This window comes from Desulfobacula sp. (assembly GCF_030145145.1).
Lineage (GTDB): Bacteria > Desulfobacterota > Desulfobacteria > Desulfobacterales > Desulfobacteraceae > Desulfobacula.
In genome coordinates this window covers 1-20397 of the sequence record NZ_JAQYWD010000034.1, presented here as the reverse complement: position 1 = coordinate 20397, position 20397 = coordinate 1, and the positions used below count along the sequence as shown (strand labels likewise).

Annotated in this window: 23 protein-coding genes; 9 read left to right on the top strand and 14 right to left on the bottom strand. The window is 44.8% G+C overall.

What is annotated here, in order from left to right:
• The first annotated feature begins 559 nt into the window (after positions 1-559).
• Complete coding sequence (locus Q1Q15_RS18400; protein WP_300463267.1) at positions 560-1027, top strand: MarR family transcriptional regulator; 468 nt, start codon at positions 560-562, stop codon at positions 1025-1027.
• Between the two features lie 3 nt (positions 1028-1030).
• Here the strand turns inward: Q1Q15_RS18400 and Q1Q15_RS18395 are convergent, their stop codons facing one another.
• Positions 1031-1501 carry a MarR family transcriptional regulator gene (locus Q1Q15_RS18395; protein ID WP_300463265.1) on the bottom strand — a complete coding sequence of 157 codons (471 nt, stop codon included), beginning with the start codon at positions 1499-1501 and terminating at the stop codon, positions 1031-1033.
• A gap of 571 nt (positions 1502-2072) precedes the next feature.
• Between Q1Q15_RS18395 and Q1Q15_RS18390 the strand changes: the two genes are divergently transcribed.
• From Q1Q15_RS18390 to Q1Q15_RS18370, 5 genes are all read left to right on the top strand, one after another.
• The gene (locus Q1Q15_RS18390; RefSeq protein WP_300463262.1) at positions 2073-2822 is read left to right on the top strand and encodes a DUF169 domain-containing protein; all 750 of its coding nucleotides are present in this window, start codon (positions 2073-2075) and stop codon (positions 2820-2822) included.
• A gap of 153 nt (positions 2823-2975) precedes the next feature.
• Positions 2976-3992, top strand: a complete 1017-nt coding sequence (locus tag Q1Q15_RS18385; RefSeq protein ID WP_300463259.1) for a TRAP transporter substrate-binding protein — start codon at positions 2976-2978, stop codon at positions 3990-3992.
• A 258-nt stretch (positions 3993-4250) separates the two neighbouring features.
• The gene (locus Q1Q15_RS18380; RefSeq protein WP_300463257.1) at positions 4251-4778 is read left to right on the top strand and encodes a TRAP transporter small permease; all 528 of its coding nucleotides are present in this window, start codon (positions 4251-4253) and stop codon (positions 4776-4778) included.
• Positions 4775-6073: a TRAP transporter large permease gene (locus Q1Q15_RS18375; protein ID WP_300463254.1), complete on the top strand. Its 1299-nt coding sequence runs from the start codon at positions 4775-4777 to the stop codon at positions 6071-6073. Before Q1Q15_RS18380 ends, Q1Q15_RS18375 begins: the two co-directional genes overlap by 4 nt.
• Positions 6074-6076: 3 nt before the next feature.
• Positions 6077-6688 carry a TetR/AcrR family transcriptional regulator gene (locus Q1Q15_RS18370; RefSeq protein WP_300463251.1) on the top strand — a complete coding sequence of 204 codons (612 nt, stop codon included), beginning with the start codon at positions 6077-6079 and terminating at the stop codon, positions 6686-6688.
• A gap of 25 nt (positions 6689-6713) precedes the next feature.
• On the opposite strand, the gene Q1Q15_RS18365 is transcribed toward Q1Q15_RS18370, so the two are convergent.
• The 8 genes from Q1Q15_RS18365 to Q1Q15_RS18330 are packed head-to-tail and all read right to left on the bottom strand — an operon-like array spanning position 6714 to position 12451.
• Complete coding sequence (locus Q1Q15_RS18365) at positions 6714-7484, bottom strand: ComF family protein (protein WP_300463249.1); 771 nt, start codon at positions 7482-7484, stop codon at positions 6714-6716.
• Positions 7481-8224: a 23S rRNA (guanosine(2251)-2'-O)-methyltransferase RlmB gene (gene rlmB / locus Q1Q15_RS18360; protein ID WP_300463246.1), complete on the bottom strand. Its 744-nt coding sequence runs from the start codon at positions 8222-8224 to the stop codon at positions 7481-7483. The genes Q1Q15_RS18365 and rlmB overlap by 4 nt, the downstream gene beginning before the upstream one ends.
• Positions 8221-8790 carry a guanylate kinase gene (gene gmk, locus Q1Q15_RS18355; RefSeq protein ID WP_300463245.1) on the bottom strand — a complete coding sequence of 190 codons (570 nt, stop codon included), beginning with the start codon at positions 8788-8790 and terminating at the stop codon, positions 8221-8223. The genes rlmB and gmk overlap by 4 nt, the downstream gene beginning before the upstream one ends.
• Before the next feature lie 4 nt (positions 8791-8794).
• Complete coding sequence (locus tag Q1Q15_RS18350; RefSeq protein ID WP_300463242.1) at positions 8795-9055, bottom strand: DUF370 domain-containing protein; 261 nt, start codon at positions 9053-9055, stop codon at positions 8795-8797.
• A 27-nt stretch (positions 9056-9082) separates the two neighbouring features.
• Positions 9083-9964, bottom strand: a complete 882-nt coding sequence (locus tag Q1Q15_RS18345) for a YicC/YloC family endoribonuclease (RefSeq protein WP_300463238.1) — start codon at positions 9962-9964, stop codon at positions 9083-9085.
• The gene (locus Q1Q15_RS18340) at positions 9957-10505 is read right to left on the bottom strand and encodes a DUF4416 family protein (protein ID WP_300463236.1); all 549 of its coding nucleotides are present in this window, start codon (positions 10503-10505) and stop codon (positions 9957-9959) included. Before Q1Q15_RS18340 ends, Q1Q15_RS18345 begins: the two co-directional genes overlap by 8 nt.
• A gap of 3 nt (positions 10506-10508) precedes the next feature.
• Positions 10509-10676, bottom strand: coding sequence for a Trm112 family protein (locus tag Q1Q15_RS18335; RefSeq protein WP_300463234.1), 168 nt, complete (start codon positions 10674-10676; stop codon positions 10509-10511).
• 11 nt (positions 10677-10687) lie between these two features.
• Positions 10688-12451 carry an ABC transporter transmembrane domain-containing protein gene (locus Q1Q15_RS18330; protein ID WP_300463233.1) on the bottom strand — a complete coding sequence of 588 codons (1764 nt, stop codon included), beginning with the start codon at positions 12449-12451 and terminating at the stop codon, positions 10688-10690.
• 64 nt (positions 12452-12515) lie between these two features.
• On the opposite strand from Q1Q15_RS18330, the gene Q1Q15_RS18325 reads away from it, so the two are divergent.
• The gene (locus tag Q1Q15_RS18325; protein ID WP_300463230.1) at positions 12516-13796 is read left to right on the top strand and encodes a glycosyltransferase N-terminal domain-containing protein; all 1281 of its coding nucleotides are present in this window, start codon (positions 12516-12518) and stop codon (positions 13794-13796) included.
• Between the two features lie 176 nt (positions 13797-13972).
• Positions 13973-14590: a GAF domain-containing protein gene (locus Q1Q15_RS18320; RefSeq protein WP_300463227.1), complete on the top strand. Its 618-nt coding sequence runs from the start codon at positions 13973-13975 to the stop codon at positions 14588-14590.
• 89 nt (positions 14591-14679) lie between these two features.
• Here the strand turns inward: Q1Q15_RS18320 and Q1Q15_RS18315 are convergent, their stop codons facing one another.
• Positions 14680-15723, bottom strand: a complete 1044-nt coding sequence (locus tag Q1Q15_RS18315; RefSeq protein WP_300463225.1) for an NAD(P)H-dependent glycerol-3-phosphate dehydrogenase — start codon at positions 15721-15723, stop codon at positions 14680-14682.
• Between the two features lie 322 nt (positions 15724-16045).
• Here Q1Q15_RS18315 and Q1Q15_RS18310 point away from each other — a divergent pair, with 322 nt between their 5' ends.
• Positions 16046-17962, top strand: coding sequence for a PAS domain S-box protein (locus tag Q1Q15_RS18310; protein ID WP_300463222.1), 1917 nt, complete (start codon positions 16046-16048; stop codon positions 17960-17962).
• Positions 17963-17986: 24 nt separating this feature from the next.
• Here the strand turns inward: Q1Q15_RS18310 and Q1Q15_RS18305 are convergent, their stop codons facing one another.
• From Q1Q15_RS18305 to Q1Q15_RS18290, 4 genes are all read right to left on the bottom strand, one after another.
• On the bottom strand, positions 17987-18661 hold the full coding sequence (locus tag Q1Q15_RS18305) for an HAD family hydrolase (RefSeq protein WP_300463219.1): 675 nt from the start codon (positions 18659-18661) through the stop codon (positions 17987-17989).
• Positions 18662-18693: 32 nt separating this feature from the next.
• On the bottom strand, positions 18694-19335 hold the full coding sequence (locus tag Q1Q15_RS18300; protein WP_300463217.1) for a UbiX family flavin prenyltransferase: 642 nt from the start codon (positions 19333-19335) through the stop codon (positions 18694-18696).
• A 32-nt stretch (positions 19336-19367) separates the two neighbouring features.
• Entirely contained in the window at positions 19368-20018 is a 651-nt protein-coding gene (locus tag Q1Q15_RS18295) for a CBS domain-containing protein (RefSeq protein WP_300463214.1), read from the bottom strand.
• Positions 20019-20080: 62 nt separating this feature from the next.
• The coding region (locus Q1Q15_RS18290; protein WP_300463211.1) for a Tm-1-like ATP-binding domain-containing protein at positions 20081-20397 on the bottom strand (317 nt) is incomplete at its 5' end.

Sequence of the window (20397 nt, the reverse complement as noted above, 5' to 3'; positions counted from 1 at the left end):
CAAAACAGATTAGGGAGCGGCAAACAAATAATTATACAAAATATGACTTATGGTTTCAGGGATTGAATCAGATACGGGCTTTGAAATGAAGTATACAATTCGTTTTTTCCTGCCATGTTCTCTTTCCTAATGAAGATTTACCCTTAATAAAAATTAAATTGAAATATAAATTTCATATTAAATCTATTTATTGTTAATATATTAAATACTTATTGCCAAGTATAATTTCCCTAATGAAATATATTATAAATAGCCCATTATACCAGTAAGTTATAATAAGTTATATCCGTTTATAGTCTGATGGTTTCTAACATCGGCTCAGGGCATTCCATGTGATGAAAAATATCCTTGATGGTTTTGCTGATATGAATTAGTCGTCCATACCAAGCCAACTCATGTCAGGTTAATTCAAAGGCCGATCCAAGTTCGAATTCAAATACACAATCCATTATATTTCAGTGTGTTATTTGTTGTTTGACTTCAAAACACATCTATAATATGCTTGTCAATTATGTTCTATATTATCTATTAATCATTCATCTATTAAGGATTTTTTCGTATGTCACACAAGCAAACAGATAGAGGCGGGTACAAAAGCAATGCGAATACAGATGAAAAAGTAATGATGTCCATTGTAAGGACGGCAGAACTTTTCAAGAAAAAGATGGGTGCCATATTCAAAAACTATGGGTTAACGTTTTCACAATACAATGTTCTCAGGATACTGGACACTTCAACAAATGGCATGAATACCATCACCAATGTCAGCCGATTGATGTTGGTTTCAGGTGCCAACATGACAGGGGTAGCCAAACGGATGGAGAAAAACGGATTTCTTATCAGACGGAGTGATGCCAAGGATGAGCGAATAACCTTACTGGAAATCACCCCCAAAGGAAGAGAAACCTTAAAAAATATCCACAAAGGAAAAGAGGATCACTTAAAAGAGTTCATGATCAGTGCCTCCTTAAACAGAAAAGAACAGATGCTGGCAGAACTTAAGCAGATCAGTAAGTCCCTGGGATAAGTGTTACGATATGCCGTCAGGGCTCCTGCCATTTTTCATCAACTGCCGTGTGTATCGGGAAAGCATCTTTTTTTCCTCCGAGGAAATCCCGTTCATGATGATGGCCAGGTTCTCATCTTTTTGATGCTCTATTTTTAATAATATTTTTCTCCCTTTGGGCGTTATTTCCAACAGGGTGACTCGCTCGTCAAGGGGATCCCCTTTTCGAAGAATAAATCCGTTTTTTTCCAACCGCTTGGCAATGCCGGTCATATTTGCCCCGGGTGAAAGCATGATTTTACTGACGGTTGTGATCTTGTTCTGACCGTTATGTGAACAATCCAGCACCCGGAGCATATTGTACTGGGGAAATGAGAGATTGTAATTCTTAAAAATTGCAGCTTGAGCTCTTTTAAAAAGTTCCGCTGCCCTGACAATGCCCATCACCACCTTTTCATTCTCAGTCAAATCGCTTTTATAACCGTTTACATCCACTTTTCTTTTTCCTATTTGGATTGTCATTAAAGATTTATACGATAGAAATATATACTACATTAATATATTGATTAAAATCAATAACAGCAATTCTCATTATAAACGCAATAGTCGCCGAACAATGGTGTTGCATTATTGACACTTTTGCCGGCTGATGCCCTTAATTGTGAAGGGTTTGGTCAAAAGCATGGAGTCTGATAAAAGATTCAGCCGCCAATAACACAAGCCTGAACCGGTTTAGTTATCGCCATAATGAGAATTGCGGAATCAATAGGGTTAATTTATTTAATTGCAGTCAGTTAGTATTAAAAAAATTTCACTGGGTTGATACGTCTTTCACACAAAAAACGGATAGAATTACCGGAATTCGCCTTCAGGATATTTTTTTTCTTTTCCTTGACAAAAATCACAATTTTACCATACATATTATCATATGTTTATTAACATATGATAAAAAAATCAAACGACTGTTAGGTTATTGCGCCCGGATGGATCGTCATGGGCAATAGACGATGCTTTCCAGGCAAAAAAACCTTTACCCATAACCCTCCATTGGAATGAGGAGAATTTTATGAAAAATGAAAAAGCGTTATCCATATTTGAAAGGTTTAATTTTGAATATCAACCCGTAGGCGTGAAATTCTTATTAACAAAACCTGAAGGCCTTTCCAGGCTTGAAAAGAAACTGGCTTTTTGTGAAATGCTTAAAGAGGCACAGGACTCAGCCCCTTTTTATACGACAAAAGACAATCATGAATGCAAAGCAGGTCCTTTTCTGCTGGGCATGGAGTCGTCTAATCCTATTTTTGAAAGTGGACAGATCGGACCCAAGCTGGGTGTTTATGAAGATCCACGGGCGAATCGCAAGATTTATATGGACATGCACAAAATGGCAAAAGACAGCGTTAATTATGTCGCTTTTTCTTCTCTGGACAAGTTGTCTTTTGACCCTGATCTATTGATCATTACAGCAAAACCAAGCCAGGCAGAAATTTTGCTCAGGGCCCATGGCTATCGAACCGGTGCGGCATGGAATGCCAAGGGAACCTCTGTGGTGGGGTGCGCTTATCTGTATATGTATCCCTATGCTACCGGAGAATTGAATATGATGATTACCGGACTTCTTCATGGCATGACAGCACGGAAGACCTTTCCTGAGGGGTTAATTTTGTTAACCATTCCATATAACCTGATTCCTGAAGTTACAAGAAATTTACAAGTAATGGAATGGGAATTGCCGCAGTATTCCTGGGGCAAGACCGCACACGTGAAGCGGATGAAAGAAATCGCACAGGAAGTAGCGGCGGAACTCAAGGAATAGTCCGGTACAGAGCGTTCACCATACCGGATATGATAGAATGCCGTTATTGAAAGATGACTATTGACAACAAAATATTGTCATGATATTTTTTCTTACGGATGATAAATAACTCTAACGTTTGTTTGATTAACTAAATTATTAGGAGAATGCCAAATGAAATTAAAAGCCGGGTTTGCATTATTTATTTTTTCAGTTTCCGTTGCGTTTTTCGGAGTATTTGCCGGAACGGTCACTGCCAAGCCAATCGAGATTAGTTTTAGTAACTTTTTTCCCCCATCACATTTCCATGGTAAATTGGGGCAGGAATACTGTGACGCTATAGAAAAACGCACCAACGGCAAGGTGAAAATGACCTATTACCCGGGGGGGTCCCTGGTTACCGGCGCCAAGACCTATGGCGCTGTCCTTGACGGTATTACCGACATCGGCTTTTCCGTACTGGGTTATAGTCGGGGGGTCTTCCCGGCCCTGGAGGCCATTGACTTACCCCTTGGATATAAAAGCGGCAGCCAGGCAACACGGATCATCAACGCCTTCGCTGAAGAATTCAAACTCAAAGAGTTAAACAAGGTCAAGGTCATGCTGTTTCATGCCCATGGTCCTGGATTAATCCATAGTAAAGATCCCGTCAGAAAACTTGAGGATCTAAAGGGCATGAAAGTCCGCTGTTACGGCTTCAGCGTTAAAATCATCGAGGCCTTAGGCGGCGTGCCCGTTGCCATGGGCCAGAGCCAGGCATATGAAGCCCTGCAAAAAGGTGTCTGCAATGCCACCCTGGTGCCCATTGAGGCCCTAAAAGGCTGGAATCAGGCTGAAGTTATCAACTATACCTCTGAAACCACTTCCATTGGCTACACGTCGGGTCTATATGTTTTCATGAACAAAGACAAATGGGCCTCCCTTCCCAAAGATGTTCAGGCCGTTTTCGAGCAGGTGAACAAAGAGTGGATTGATAAATTTGGTGCTGCATGGGACGCCAGCGACGCAGCAGGCCGAGAATATACCCTGGAGAAGGGCAATGAAATCATTCCAATGACGGCAGAAGAAAATGCCCGCTGGAAGGCTGCCGTTCAGCCCGTTATCGGCGACTGGGTAAAGGACGCCACTAAAAAAGGCCTGCCGGCCCAGGAATATGTCGACTTCCTTAAAGAGGCGGTAAAAACATATTGATACGACCTCAAAAAGGTGACAACGATTCTTCAACCGGGTTGTGCTGAATCATCCGCATATCCTCAAATCCGCCGACAAAATGCCGACGGATTTGAGAAGTTACCGACCCAGGAGGTGCGGTTATCCGTTGATGGACAATCCGTTTGGGAGGATCATTCCCGGCCTTAATGAAAAGTTTTGAGCCGGGATGGAGGGGGCTTTGATACGATATCTATATAGGCCTGTAACCTGTGTTGAAAATTTTGGAAACCCTGATATATGAAACAATTTGAAAATAGTGTCAATGGAATGGCACGGTATATGTACTATATTGCCGGTTTGGCGATTGTGTTCATGATGGTCATCACCACCACGGATGTGGCATTAAGATTTTGCGTGACCCTTTATGCGACCTTCAAATGGCCGTTTATGGAATCCTGGCGGCCTTTTCCGGGAACCTATGATTTGGTGGCAATGTTCGGGGCGGTTGCCGCCTCCTTTGCCATGGCTCACACCACTGTGGAAGCCGGACATGTCGCCGTCAAATTGCTGGTTCGGACCTTGGCAGAAAAAACCCAGACCATTTTCAAACTGACAACCGATACATTGTCAGGCATTTTGTTCGGTGTGCTGGCCTGGCGTTCAGTGATATACGCCAGGCAGTTAAAAGAAAGTGGTGAAGTTTCCATGACCATGGAGCTGCCGTTCCATCCGTTTGTTTATATGCTTGCTTTCTCCGCATTAGCGGTGACGCTTGTATTTCTGGTAGAAATAATCAAAGACATTAATAAGGTGCTGGACAAATGAGTTTAACAACAATTGGCGTCATTGGGATCATTGTTCTTTTAATTTTACTGTTTTCAAACATGCCTGTTGGATTTGTGATGGCCATGATAGGGTTTTTAGGGTTTGCCTATCTCAAGGGTTGGGGACCCGGATTTAGTGTGCTGACCAAAGATTTCTTCCAGATGTTTTCCGCCCATAGCTTGACGGTCATTCCATTGTTCATGTTCATGGGCCAGATCTCATTTTATTCGGGAATCAGCCGACGGCTTTATGATTCTGCCTATGTGTTGATGGGCGCACGAAAAGGGGGTCTGGCAATGGCCACAGTGGCTGCCTGTGCAGGGTTTGCAGCCATTTCCGGTTCAACCAATGCCACCGCAGCCACCATGGCAACCGTTACCCTGCCGGAAATGAAACGCTTTGGTTACGACATGGGACTGGCCACAGGCGCCGTGGCGGCAGCGGGCAGCCTGGGGATTCTGATTCCCCCCAGTACATTGTTTATCGTCTATGGCATCCTGACGGAACAGTCCATCGGCAAATTATTTGTGGCGGGCATTTTGCCCGGCCTCTTGCTGGCAGCCCTTTTCATGCTGGCCATTTACTTGCGCGTTAGACATAATCCTGCTTTGGCACCTGCCGGGCCCAAAACCACTTTCATCCAAAAGGTCAAATCCTTAACCGGTGTTCTCGAAGCACTGCTGATTTTCGGGGCGGTCATGGGGGGGCTTTTTGTCGGCCTTTTCACACCCACCGAGGCTGCGGCCACCGGGGCGTTTTTTACGCTTTTATTGTCCGTGATCCGGCGACAATTGTCCTGGAAAGATTTTTTAAAAGCCATTGCCGATACCACCCGCTTAAGCTGCATGGTAATGGTGATTGTGGCAGGTGCGACGGTTTTCGGCCATTTCATGGCCGTTACACGGATACCCTTTGACCTGTCAATCTGGGTGGGAGGCCTGCCGTTACCCCGCATGATGATTATGATGGTCATCATTTTAATCTATCTGGTCGGCGGCTGTTTCATGGACGGATTTGCCTTGATCATGCTCACAGTGCCCATCTTTTTTCCGGTGGCCCTGGCCCTTGGCTTTGATCCCATCTGGTTCGGTGTTATTATCGTACTGATCGCAGAAATGGGGGTCATTACGCCGCCGGTGGGAATTAATGTGTATGTGGTTTACGGTGTCGCCAAAACCATACCGTTACAAACCATTTTCAAAGGGGTGATGCCTTTTTTACTTGCACTGATTATCTGCAATGTACTCTTACTGATATTTCCTCAAATAGCACTGTTTTTACCGGGATTGATGTAAGCCATGAAAGAATATAAAATAAAAGAACATGAACATAGAAGAAACAGGGTGTATCGGATTGCAACAAAAACCCTGTTTCAAAAAGGCTATGATAAGACAACCATCCGGGATATTGCCAAAGCAACGGAAATGACCACCGCTGGGCTGTATTATTATTTCAAAAGCAAAGAAGATCTTCTCTTTCAAATTTTAAACAACCATATGGACGATGTTTTAGCCGGACTTGAAAAAATTCCCTTGGACACCAGCCCATCGGAACTCATCAAACGCTATATTTATTATCAAGTAAGTGGCTATTGCAATGATAGATATCGATTTAAATTATTGCTCAATGATGACGATTGCCTGACCGGCGACTGGTACAAACAGATCAAAAAAAAACAAAGAAAATCTCTATCATACTGGAGAAACGCTTTGGAAAGATATTGCCAGGAAAAAGGCCTGTCTACTGATCATATTGCCATTGACGCCCATTGCCTCATGGGGATGTGCAACTGGATTTATCGATGGTACGATCCCAAAGGAGAAATCAGCCCGGAAGCCTTATCCTTAAAAATTTATGAAACGTTTCTTCTCGGACTTGGCAACAAAGGGAAACTTTCTTCAATGGAATAAAAGCCTTCATAACATCAATGGGGTGTCAGGTTCGGGCCAGCACCAGTGCATCCACTTTTTCGGCCCCGTGGTTCAATAATTCCCGGGCAGCTTCATTGCAGGTGGCCCCCGTGGTAAACACATCATCTATCAACAGGATATGTTGGTTGTCAATTGTCTTTTGACTGACAACCTTAAATGCATTGTTTAAATTGCATTTTCTTTGTTCAATATCAAATCCGGTTTGCGATGGTGTCTGTTTCAGCTTGACAAGGGAGCCACTATCGATTCGCCACAATGGCCGCTGTCCGAAATGGTGTTGGTAAAGTTTTACAAAATTTCGGATGACCAGATATGCCTGGTTAAACCCCCTTTGTCTCAATTTTTTCCGGTGCAATGGTATCGGCATGATCAGATCAATCCGGGCGGTGGCATAATACGCCAGGAAGGCCTGAAACAAAAGGTGCTCAAACACCCGGGCAACGGCCAGTTTTGAATGATATTTAAACAGCTGAATGGCCTCTTTGGTGATGCCTTTATACTCGGCCACAGCCCTGACCCGATCAAGCACCAAAGGGGTTTTCACACAGGCTTCACACCGGTGATTTCCAGCGGCTCCCTGTTGGACCTTAGCACCACATTTGGGGCAGAATGGGGCTGCCATGGGATAAAATCCTGCAGCCATGCAGCGGTCACAAAAACAGGCTTCCAGAGAACAGGGATCCACCGTATCCGGATCAATATAGGCGCCACATTTTAAACACTTTAAGGGATATAACAGCTGTTCAAAAAAATGGAGGGTGCCTTTCAGCTTCACTGTCGCTGGCGAAGGGCTTCAAACATGGCAATGCCGCCTGCCACAGAAGCATTCAGGGAATTAATGGTGCCTTTATTGGGAATAGACAATAAAAAATCACACTCTTTTTTCACAAGGGGCCTGATGCCTTTGTGTTCCCCACCGATAACCAGGGCGATATTTCCTGTCAAATCCGCATCAAACACAGATCTATCCCCGTCTGCATCCAGGCCGGATATCCAGACCCCGTTTTCCTTCAATGCTCTTAAAATAGACGCGGTATTGGTGATCATATAGATATCCGCATGCTCCATGGCACCGGCAGAACTTCTGGAGACAGTTGAAGAAGGCCCAACAGACCGGTCCTTTGGGATGAGAACACAATCAACGCCGGCACATAGTGCCGTTCTGATTAATGCACCGAGGTTATGGGGGTCTTCAATATTTTCCAGGATCAGGATAAAACAGGGCGATGGGCTTTCACTTATCCTGCCCAATACCTCCGAGGCTTTTTTAACCGGAAAAAAAGACGTTTGGGCCACCATGCCCTGATGATTTGCGAAATGGGTCATCTTGTCCAGACGTTCAGGATCAACCCCCTGGATGGGAATATTTCTTTCCCGGGCAAGGGCTTCGATTTTTTCCGTTCTGCCGGGGGATCGTTTTTTTGACATCAGCAGCTGATAAACCATTCTTTTCTTTGCCCGCAATGCTTCATACACGGAATGGAACCCAAACAGGATATCGGTCTTCTCATTCATGGCTCACCCATCTCTCGTTCAAAAATCGAACAAAGTGCTTCAATGGCTTCATCAAGATCATCATTGATCACCACATATTGATACCGATCTTTTTGAGCCATCTCAGCTGTTGCATTCTCAAGACGTCTGGTAATCACTTCTGTGTTGTCCGTTCCCCTGCCCGCCAGCCGCTGGGACAAAATGTCAACGGACGGCGGCATAATAAATATGGACACCAGGTCCATATCTGATGCCATGATCTGTCCGGCACCCTGGACATCAATATCCAGGAGAAGACTTTGGCCCTTGGCAAGGCTTTTTTTTACAAATTCCCTGGCAGTTCCGTAATAGTGCCCATGAACCTTTGCCCACTCAAGCCAATGGCCTTGGGCTATTTTTTGTTCAAACGCCTGGGGACTGATAAAAAAGTAATCCCGCCCCTCCTGTTCGTTCGTTCTTGGGTGCCGGGTGGTGTGAGACACAGAATATGAAAGAGATGTAAACCGGTTTAATACCTTTCTGATCAATGTCGTTTTTCCGGCCCCTGACGGGGCGGAAATGATAAACAGTTTTCCAGTACCTTTCATGGGATTAATCTTCTTCCGGGTTCATCAAAGACTCAAACCGGTTGGATATCGTCTCCGGTTGAATCGCTGAAAGAACAACATGATTGCTTTCCATAATGATAATGGCCCTGGTTTTTCTACCGTGGGTCACGTCAACCAGACGTTTTTCCTCTTTGGCTTCATCCTTGACCCGTTTCATGGGAGAAGAGTTGGGAGACAAGATTGCCACGATTTTACCCGCCACCACCGTATTTCCAAATCCTATATTTAAAAGGAGTTGTTCCATGGCCCCCCCCTTCTTAATAAACCACTATTATTCAATATTCTGTACCTGTTCCCTTATCTTTTCAAGTTCTGATTTCAGATCAACCACCTGATGGGACAAAGATGCATTACCCGCCTTTGACCCGATGGTGTTAAACTCCCTGTTAAATTCCTGGATTAAAAAATTGAGTTTTCTCCCTCCGGCATCCTCTGAATCCAGGATATCCCGAAACTGCTTGATATGACTGTAAAGTCTAACAATTTCCTCGGACACATCACTCTTGTCGGCCAGGATAGCGGCCTCCTGGGAAATCCGGACCGGGTCCAGTTCTTCGGTATCAGCGGTCAGATAGGAGATTCTATCCATGAGCCGCTGCTTATAAATCAGGGGAATATTTGCTGCCTCTGTTTCAATCTGTGCCAAATTCTTTTCAATATAATCCATTCTTGCCGTCAAATCTGAAAAAAGGTTTTTCCCTTCCGCCCTGCGCATGAGATCCAGATGGATGCTGGCCGTTTCCAGGCAGGGTTTGATGGCCTGCCACAATTTTTCTGTATCCTGCTCTTTTTTGGACGGCACAATGACATTACGGGCGGTTAACATATCACCCATGGAGATGTCGGCAACCAGGTTTAAATCGTCTTTTATCTTTTTTAAAGCCTGAAAATAAGCCGTTGCTTTAGCCATGTCCACATCAAACTGATCCAGATCCCCTGCATCATCCTGGACAGATAATCGAATCTCAATTCTTCCCCGGGCATGGGTTTTGGCGATGATTTTTTTAATATCCTCTTCAAACACCTGGCAGGATTCCGGGCCATGAAAGGCCACATCAAGATAGCGTGAATTATAGGACCGGATGGTAACATCGGCTGTGATGGTGTCCCAGGTCTGTAACCCCTGGGAAAAAGCCGTCATGCTTTTAATCATTTTTTTTTCCTTTGCTTGCCTTCAAGTCCAGAAGGTATTTATCCCGAACCTTTGATAAAAACGACATCATGGTGTGGGATGCATAATCCGGATATGTCCAGTCCAGGGTTTTAAACCCCTCTTTTTTCGAATACATCAAGGTCAGATCTGCATAAATGTTACGACCGATATAAATTCTGTGGGAATATTCTTTTCCCGTGGCCAGGATAAACCGTGAGGAAACAAGATATCCCGGATCAATATTCACTGTTCGCTTTCCTGATCTCATAAACCGGGTTTCAAGATCATTGGTCTTTTCTTTGATCAACGCCAGGTCATCTTGGGCAATCAGGTGCTTCAAAACAAAAACCTTTCGAAACAACGGAGATCCCATTTCCTTGTAATAATAGTCAGTATAAGCGAAATCAAGCCATCGGCTGATCATGTCCACCGGACCGAATGTCTCTTCTATCAAGGAAAAGAGCTGCTCAATAGCGGCCTTATCGTTCATAATACAGCCCACCACCAGTTTTGCCGGGTCAGGATTTTTGGGAATACTCATCTGTTAAAGCGGCTTTGCTTCGTCAATCAGCATGATGGGAATATCATCTTTTATTTCATATACAAGGCGGCAGGCCTCACAGACTAGCCCATCTTTTTTTTCATTCAAATGAATCTCACCCTTGCATTTGGGGCAAACCAGGATTTCCAACAGGTCTTGGGAAACGGTCATTCTTTTCTCCTTTACGCAACCAACCCCTTGGTTGACTGCATGGTTTGAAGTTTAAAATAGTCGCCTTTTTGGGCCATTAACTCATCATGGGTGCCTTGCTCTTGAATGGATCCGTTTTTCAACAGAATGATCCGGGAAGCATAATCAATGGTGGACAGCCGATGGGCGATCACAAAGGACGTCCTTCCCTTCATCAAATTCTCCAACGCCTTCTGGACAACCCCTTCCGCCTCTGAATCCAAGGCAGAGGTTGCCTCATCCAGGATCAGGATCGGTGCATCCTTGATCAGGGCCCTGGCAATACAGATCCGCTGTTTTTCTCCCCCGGAAAGCCGGGAACCCAACTCCCCGATTATGGTATCAAACCCCAGGGGAAATCCCTGAATAAAATCGTAGGCATAGGCTGCCTTTGCAGCCGTTTCGATTTCAAGATCCGTTGCATCCATTTTGCCGTACCGGATATTGTCTCGTACCGATTCATTAAACAGGATCGGTTCCTGGGTCACAATGGAAATATGATCCCGCAAAGATTTAATGGACAGCTCTCTAATATCTTTTCCGGCAATCAACACCCGGCCATGGGTGACATCATACAACCGGGGGACCAGATTGACAAGACTGGTTTTCCCTCCGCCGCTCATTCCCACAAGGGCCAGGACTTCCCCGGGTGCCACCGTTAGATTGATATCTGTTAATGCCGGCGGTTCATTGTCATTATAAGCGAAACCCACCCGGTCAAACTCAACATTAAAGGTGCTGCCCGTTAGACATTGGGGTGTTTTTGTTTCCGTAATGGGTGACGATTCTTCCAGAACATCAAATATCCTTGTGGCGGAAGCAATCCCTTCTTGAATGGTATTGTTCAGTTTGGACAATCTTTTCACTGGATCATAGAGCATCATCACCGCTGTCAGAAAAGAAAAAAATGTTCCCGGTGTGGAGGTGCCGTTAATCACGCGAAGGCCGCCAAACCAGATGATAAATGCAATACCCAGCCCCCCTAGAAATTCCATGACAGGTGAAGACAGGGCTTTGGCAATCGTTTTCTTCATCTCAAGCCTGAACAGTGCCTGGGTTTTCTTTTTGAACCGATTTTTTTCAAAATCCTGGAGGTTAAAAATTTTAATAATCTTGCTGCCGGTAAAGGTTTCGTGTAAAAATGAATTCAAATCCGCCATGGTTTCCTGGGTACCTGTGGAAAATTTTCTAACCCGCCGACCAAACAGGACAATGGGATAAAATGCCAGGGGCAGTACAATAAAGGCGCCCAATGCCAGTTGCCAGTCCCGGTAAAAAATAACAAATAAAAAGGCTATCACTGAAAAGAAATCCCTGAACACATTGATCACTGCCGTTGACACCATGCCCTTAACGATGTTCACATCATTTGTGATCCGGGACATCAAGGCCCCTGTTTTTTCTTTGTGAATAAAAGCAATGGGAAGATCCGTAATTTTTTCATACAAAGAATCCCTGAAAAACCGGATAATTTTTTCCCCGATATAATTCATCAAATATTCTGATCCATAAGAGCCCACCCCTTTCAGAAAAAAAATCAGGATGGCGATCCCGGGAATTATCAAGAGCATTTCCCTGTTCTGACGGATGAAGATATCGTCCATCACCGGCTTGACTAAAAGCGCCATGGCTCCGTTGGCAGCAGCAACCACTATCATGCATGCCGCCGCCAGGGAAAGCCGCTGCCAGTAGATGAAAACCAGGGAAACAATCTTTTTTTGCCGTGGCTGGGTCAGTTTGGGATTTTTCTTTTCCATAGCCCTTATTTAATATTTCCCGGGGTATTGTCAATAGTTAAAAAACATGAGAGCATATGTTCCCATGACAGAGAACGCCCTTATACTCAATTTTTTCAAACTTTACAATATGCTCTGGAATCTGAGCCTGCCTTTTCTTGCCAGAAACAACCGCTTGAAACAGGGATGGCAAAAACGGATTTCTTCCGGCCACCACTCAAGGGCTGATATCTGGATTCAAGCCGCTTCGGCAGGTGAAGCCTATCTTGCTGTCCATATTCTCAAGACCTTGTTGCCCAAAACACCCCTGAACGTGTTGGTCACCACGACCACATCCCAGGGGATGGATATTTTAAAAAAGGGGTTAACCAGAGAAATGCGCCACCATCGGATAAATCTAACCATTGAGTGGTTTCCCTTTGATCGGCCACACACCATTGAAAAAGCGGTAAAAACTATCAATCCTTGTATTATGGTATTGCTTGAAACCGAAATCTGGCCCGCCCTGCTCTATTTTCTGAAACGAAACCAAACAAAAATTTTCATCATCAATGCCAGGCTGTCCCGTAAAAGTCATCTCCTTTATCTGAAAACCAAATGGTTATGGAAGCATCTTGAACCGGATGTTATCCTTGCAACGTCCAGGCAGGATGCCAAAAGATATGCGCAACTGTTTGAAAAAAAAATCGTTAAAACCATGTCAAATATCAAGTTTGAATCCATGGATACTATGGTGCCTGATTCAAGACTCCTGCTGGACATCAAGCGAGTTCTCCCCCAGACCTTACCGCTGACCCTTCTGGCATCGGTGAGACGGCAGGAAGAAAAAGAGGTATTGCTTATGGCAAAAGAACTTTTAAACGCCTTCCCAGACCAGGTCATCGCCATTTTCCCCAGACACATGCACCGGATCAACGCCTGGAAAAAAAAATTGACGGCCCAGAAGTTTAATTTCCACTTAAAATCCAACATCCCCCCGCACCTGGATAAGCCAGGCATTATTTTATGGGATACGTTTGGGGAACTCAAAACCGCCTATGCGCTTGCTTCGGTTGTCTTTGTCGGCGGCAGCCTGAAACCGCTGGGCGGACAAAATTTTATTGAACCGGCCCTGCAAGGCGCAACGACAGTCATAGGACCCCATTATGACGATTTTGCCTGGGTAACAGATGACATTTTCAAAAAAAGAATTGTCATTAAAAAGACCCATTGGACGGCGGTGGTCCAAACCATCCTGACCGCCCTTGAAACACCGGAGAATAGATCTGACCGCAAACAGGTGGCACAAGATTATATTATCCGGCACCAGGGCGGTACCCGGCAGGCGTGCGATGAAATCTTAAAAGCCTTTGACGAATTTATTTGATTGATATATACTGATTTATATCTTACAGACAGATCCACTCTTTTTACTTTGATTCATTTTGTGCAGCGTATATTCTTTCGTTTGTCAGCTCTTTTTTTACAACTGAAGTTTAGGGTTACCCGGTACCAGGATACGATCCGGGTGCTATTTAATAATCCAAAGGGAAGGAGGCCTTTATGGAAAATCACACCATGTATTATGACACGATTACCCGATTAACAACTGCTATTTCTCAATGCAAGGACCCGGAAGAAGTGGCCCTGATAACGGCAGAGAGTGTGAAAACGGCATTCAATGCCAAAGGATGTGCTGTCTTTCTGGTGGACAGGGAGACCACAGAGCTGTCCCTTGTTGCGGCATCAGGATTGAGCACTGAGTACCTGACAAAGGGCCCGACCCATTTTATGCAGAACATTAAGGAAGCAAAGGATGCCGTCCCCATTGCCATTTATGATGTAATGGATGATCCGAGAATCAAATATCCTGACGAGGCCAGAAAAGAGGGCATTGCATCCTTGTTGGGTGTCCCCATTATCAGCCATAATAAAATCATCGGTGCCCTTCGGGTCTACACGAAAAACCCATGGGAGTTTTCGATAAATGATATCACCCTTGCCCAGGCCATTGCATTGATATGCGGCATGGCCATGGATACCTGCAGGATGTATAAAGGGTATAAAACGAGCATTGAAATTTTGAAAAACATGAGAGACAAAAATACCTATGGGTCAAACAAATGGACCCCCTTTGAAGGGGTGCCGAAAAGTGTGGACAAGTCCATCTGTGATTATTAGGCCTTAAATCAGGTGATCATCCTTCCAGGCAGCTTGCAGATGGGACCTGGGCTGCCTGGAAATTCATCAGCGAAAGGATGTCTAAAGGATCAACTGTCCAGAACCCCATGCAGTTCATGTTTTAAAGAACGATTCATCAGACGTTTTACCGTCTCTTCCACAGAAAGACCTTCAAAAAGGATCGCATAGACTTCATTACAGATGGGAAGATCTATTCCCAGCTTTTTTGACAGGTTGTACACGGAACGGGTTGTTTTAACCCCTTCTGCCACCATTCTCATTTCGGAAATGATTTCCTCCAGATGCTTACCTTGCCCGATCTGTTTGCCCAATGTATAGTTACGACTGAGTTCGCCGGTACAGGTTAATAAAAGGTCACCTACCCCGGCAAGCCCCGACAGCGTCAGGGGATCAGCCCCCAATTTTGTTCCCAGCCGGTTCATCTCGGTAAGCCCCCGGGTAATCAACGCTGCTCTGGGATTCAAGCCCATTTTCATCCCATCACAAATACCGGCAGCAATGGCCACTACATTTTTCATGGCGCCACCGATCTGGGTGCCGATGGGGTCATCATTCACATAGACCCTGAACGTGGGACAGGAAAATATTTCTTGAACATATTCAGCCACCTCCCGGCTGATGGATGCGGCAGCAACAACTGTCGGCACACGATTGGCAACCTCTTTGGCAAAACTGGGTCCTGAGAGTACGGCAATATTTTCTTTGGGAATAAAATCAATTTTTTCTTCAATAATCTGGGTCATGGTCAGGTGGGTTTTGTTCTCGATTCCCTTGGACGCAGTGACAATGATGGTCTCAGGGCTGATAAAATTTTTCATCTGGCCTGCCACATCCCGGGTAAAATGAGAGGGGACCACCACAAGTACAAGATCTTTTTCTGTTACCACACTCTCAAGATCATTGGATGGAATGATATTATCCGGCAGTTTTATATGGGGAAGAAAAATTTTATTTTCCCTGTCCGTTTCAATCTGTTCTTTTACGTCCTGTTCAAACACCCAGAGATCCAGAACAAACCCTTTATCTGCAAGCAATTTAGCAAGGGCAGTTCCCCAACTTCCAGCCCCCACGACCCCTATCCGGGTGTTTGCTATGTCAACCTTTTTGCTCATGCGTTAAACGTCCCTTTCAGATCTGACAAGATCCTGATATTATGTCATTGCCTTCTAATTGAGCATAAATGGGTGTTTATACACTATATCCGTGTCAGGAGCAACCCTGCTACAATAAATTGCAGGATAGGTTGATTTCCTCCGCATTTAAAATCTTTCGTACCGTTTCAGCCATTTCAGACTGACGGCTGAAGGCAAGGATTTGTTTCACCAGATCACTGCCCCTTTTTCCAGTTTTTTTTGTTTTGTAAATTCAAGTTAAAAATGATAGAAAATTTAGCAACGATACGATATTGAAAATAAATATTTTTTAAAGATAATAATGTTAAGTGATCTGATTGCCCAAAACATCCCCATGGGAGTCATTTTGACCCAGGATGGCAATATTTGCCATATGAATAATTGGGCCTATACCTTTACCGGATATTCAGTTACAGAAATCGAAAACCGATCTTTTCTTGAACTGGTCCACCCTGAAGACCATGAAAGTCTCATCACCCGATACAATGCGATAATGACAGGTCAGGACCACCCCGGGGGACAGCGGTATCGAATTTTAGGCAGAAAAGGGGAACTCTTTTGGGTTCGCTTCAAATCCCGGATCGTTGAACACTGCGGAAGACCGGCCCTGATCTCATTTATGGTTGATGAAACCCAAAGCAAAATACATGAGGAATCATTAAAAAAAAGTGAGGAAAAATATCGGGACCTGATGGAAAACCTTGCTGAAGGCATCGTGGTTGTGCGAGAGGGTAAAATTTGTTTTATGAACAAGCCCTTAAGAAACAGACTGGGATTACCGCTGGAAAGCATTGCTGGAACTTCTTTTTTAAGGTTTATACATGTTGATGATCAGGCAATCGTACTGGACAACTACCACCGCCGGATCAAAGGGGAAAAATTACCGGATGCCTATGAGGTAAAGATGGTAAAACCCGATGGGGAAGAACTGGTTTGTGAAATAAGACCGTCTTTAATTTCCTGGGAAGGCAAGCCGGCAACCCAGACCGCCATTCTTGACATTACAGACAGAAAAAAATCTGAACAGGAAAAAAAACAATTGGAAAAAAGACTGGCCCGCATGGAAAAAATGGAGGCATTGGGTCTTCTGGCGGGGGGGGTTGCCCATGATTTAAACAATGTCCTTTCAGGGCTTGTCTCTTATCCTGAGCTTTTATTGATGGGCCTTCCCAATGATCATCGGTTCAGGAAACCTTTGAATCTGATTCACACCTCCGGTCTGAAGGCATCTGCCATAGTGAACGATCTTTTGACGCTGGCCCGGCGAGGGGTAATGGCCACTGAAATATTAAACCTGAATACGATAATTAAGGATTACTTGAATTCTCCTGAACATCATAACCTGCTGGCCTATCACCCGCGTATCCGGATAACCACCCATCTTAACCAGAACCTGGCAAACATAAACGGGTCGGAAATCCATCTGCAAAAGACCATCATGAACCTGATCGCCAACGCTGCAGAAGCCCAGCCGTCCGGGGGAGAAATTATCATCTCTACCCGGAACCAGCATATCAATACTCCCATACACGGATATACGTCCATAAAAAAAGGCGCCTTTGCCGTTATTACCATAGAAGACAACGGGATCGGGATCAACGCTAAGGATCTGCAAAGAATATTTGAACCTTTTTATACCAAAAAAATAATGGGGCGTAGTGGCACCGGCCTGGGTATGGCCGTTGTGTGGGGAATTGTTCAGGATCATTATGGCTATATTAATGTTAAAAGCAAGGAAAACAAAGGCACAAAATTTTCTCTGTATTTTCCCGTTGCAAAACAGCCAATAACCCAAAAAATAGCCCCCCTCCCCATGGAAGCATACCTGGGAAATAAAGAAACTATTCTTATTGTGGACGATAGTCTCGAACAAAGACAGATTGCAAAAACCATTTTAAACCGACTGAACTACACTGTTGAAACGGCTTCCAGCGGAGAAGCGGCTGTTGAATACCTGAAAAATCATTCTTGTGATCTGCTGGTGTTGGATATGATAATGGATCCCGGTATTGATGGGCTTGAAGCCTATAGAAGGATCATAAGACGAACCCCAGGGCAAAAGGTTGTCCTTACCAGTGGGTTTTCAGAAAGCGAGAGGGTAAGAAAGGCCCAGGCACTGGGGGCAGGCCAATATATCAAAAAACCGTATTCCGTTGAAAAAATCGGCGTTGCCATCAAAAACGCACTGGAAAACGACCTCTCACCATTCGTTTATTAGCAGCATCTAACCCATTTCATACCATCAGGGGATCAGCATATCCACAAGCCCTGAAAGCGAGGTGATCTGAAAAGTTGCCATCCGACCGTCCTCTCCGGTCACCTTGCTTTCTCCGCCGGACAGAAAACACGACGGCATGGGGACTTTATTTGCAGCCAGGATATCATTGATTGAGTCACCGACAAACAAAGTTCTATCAGCGGGCACATCAAGTTTTTCCAGGGCCAGGTTCAATCCTTCGGGAGAGGGTTTTAAATACAAGACATCATTTCTTGCCAGGGCTATCTCAAAAAATTCAGCCAGATTGAATCTTTCCAGGACGGTATCTGCGGCATGGGATCCACAGTTGCTCACCACACCCATCCGGTATTTAAAGGCGGAAAGCCTTTCCAGTGAAGACTGTGCATCTGCATAGGGCGCCCACCGGATCAAGGCATCCCGGTCGTACGTCTCATAGATATCCGCCAATTGTTCAAACAATTCATCGGCTTTTTGAGGATCCCACGCGCGGGTAATGTCCCGGGTGGTATTGTAAATACCGGCATAGCTTGGAGACGCTCCGTATCGGGAAGGCTTAATACCTGCCTTGGATAGAACCGGAAGGAGCTCTTTGACGGCATCTTCCAGTCGCCATTGGAAATCAACCAGAGTGCCTTCAAGATCAAACAGAACGAGTTCAAATTGTCGGTCGTCAGTCATGGGGCAATTCCTCCTATGGGTTTTAGCTGTTGTTATTTCATCGCAACCACTTTCTCGTTTTGTATTTTCTCATTTTTGCTGGTTGTGGTTTGGTTCATCCGCTTATCCAGTTCAGAATTGTCCCAGCGCTTAAACAGGTCATGTTCTATCCCCATATAATCCAGGACCTTTCCCACGGACTGGTTAATGATATCATCAATGGTTTTGGGGTGATGATAGAACGCGGGCACCGGTGGGATAATATGGGCGCCCATATCAGCAGCCTGGGTTAACAGCCGCAAATGACCCGTATGCAAAGGGGTTTCCCTGAACAACAGGGCCACTTTGCGTTTTTCTTTTAACTGGACATCTGCGGCCCGGATCAAGAGATTTTCATTATAGGAATTGGCAATTCCCGAAAGGGTTTTAACCGTACAGGGGGCCACCACCATACCCATGGTCAGAAATGATCCACTGGCAACCGATGCGACAATGTCTTTATTGTTATAGGTGACATCAGCCATGGCAAGGACATCATCCACATCATAATCGGTTTCTATCCGGATATTGATTTTGCCGGCCTCGGAAATAATCAGATGGGTTTCAATACCCCTGTTTTTAAGTACTTCAAGCATTCTGACGCCATAAATCACACCACTTGCCCCGGCTATCCCTACGATCAATCGCTTTGCCATATCTGACTCCTTTGGATGTTGTCGGTTAACCCCTATTGGTCGTGTTTGACCACTTCTATTAAATTATATCCCTTGTCTTCAATTAAAGAGACAATCCGTTTCAGACATTTTGCTTCAAACCGGATGATCAGGCGTTTAACCCCAGTATCAGGGTTTTTCAATGTAAACAGGCCCTTGATTTCAAGGCCCATCTCAAAAATATCTTCCAGGACTTTTTTTATGGTGACCTTGGTATCCCCGTTGATCTCAATGGACGCGCTGTGCAGTCCCTCATAGGTGCCCAACAGCTGGCCCAGGGCATGGGTAAAATCCCGGTTGGCAAGGCTTCCCACAAGGGTGTCACCGTCCATGACCGGCAAAAAGCTTCTGCCGAACCTTTTCCCCTTTTCAATGGCGGTTTCCACGGAATCCTCCACAGAAATGGTGACCGGTTTTCTGACCATGATATCTTTGACTTTCAATTGTTCGTTAAAATATTCCATTTCATAAATATCCTGGGTGGATATGGCCCAGGCAGCCGCCTCTCTCAAATCCCGCCGGGCAATCAGTCCTCTGAATTTACCCTTATCCACCACAGACATAAAAGGGACATGTTTTTCTTCAAATAGGGTCATGGCCTCTCTTGCTGAAAGATCACTTGACATTGTATCAGGATTTTTGGACATCCAGTTTTTAACAATCATCTTCATCTCTCCATCGTTTGGGTTGAGTTAAAACGCCTGTTCAAAGAACAGGTGAAAAATCGCTAAAAAAGTGCCAACGCGGCCTGGGTCACCTGTTCACTGAAAACAGAATCTTCCATGTTCGCATCCACTTCAATAATTTCTATCCCGGGATCCAGCAGCCCCTTCAATGTCTCAACAAAAATACGGTCTTCTTCCGGATTAAAGGTGGGATTGCCCTCAGCATCCACGGACGACCATCCCCGGGAGGGGATCATAATTTTCACCGGGGCTTTTGCCCCATTGAGCTTTCTGGCAAATTCAGCGGCAACCTGTTTGAGCTCATCAGGATTAAGGCGAATCCAGGTCCTGAATTTATCCAGATCATACTTGGGTCTGT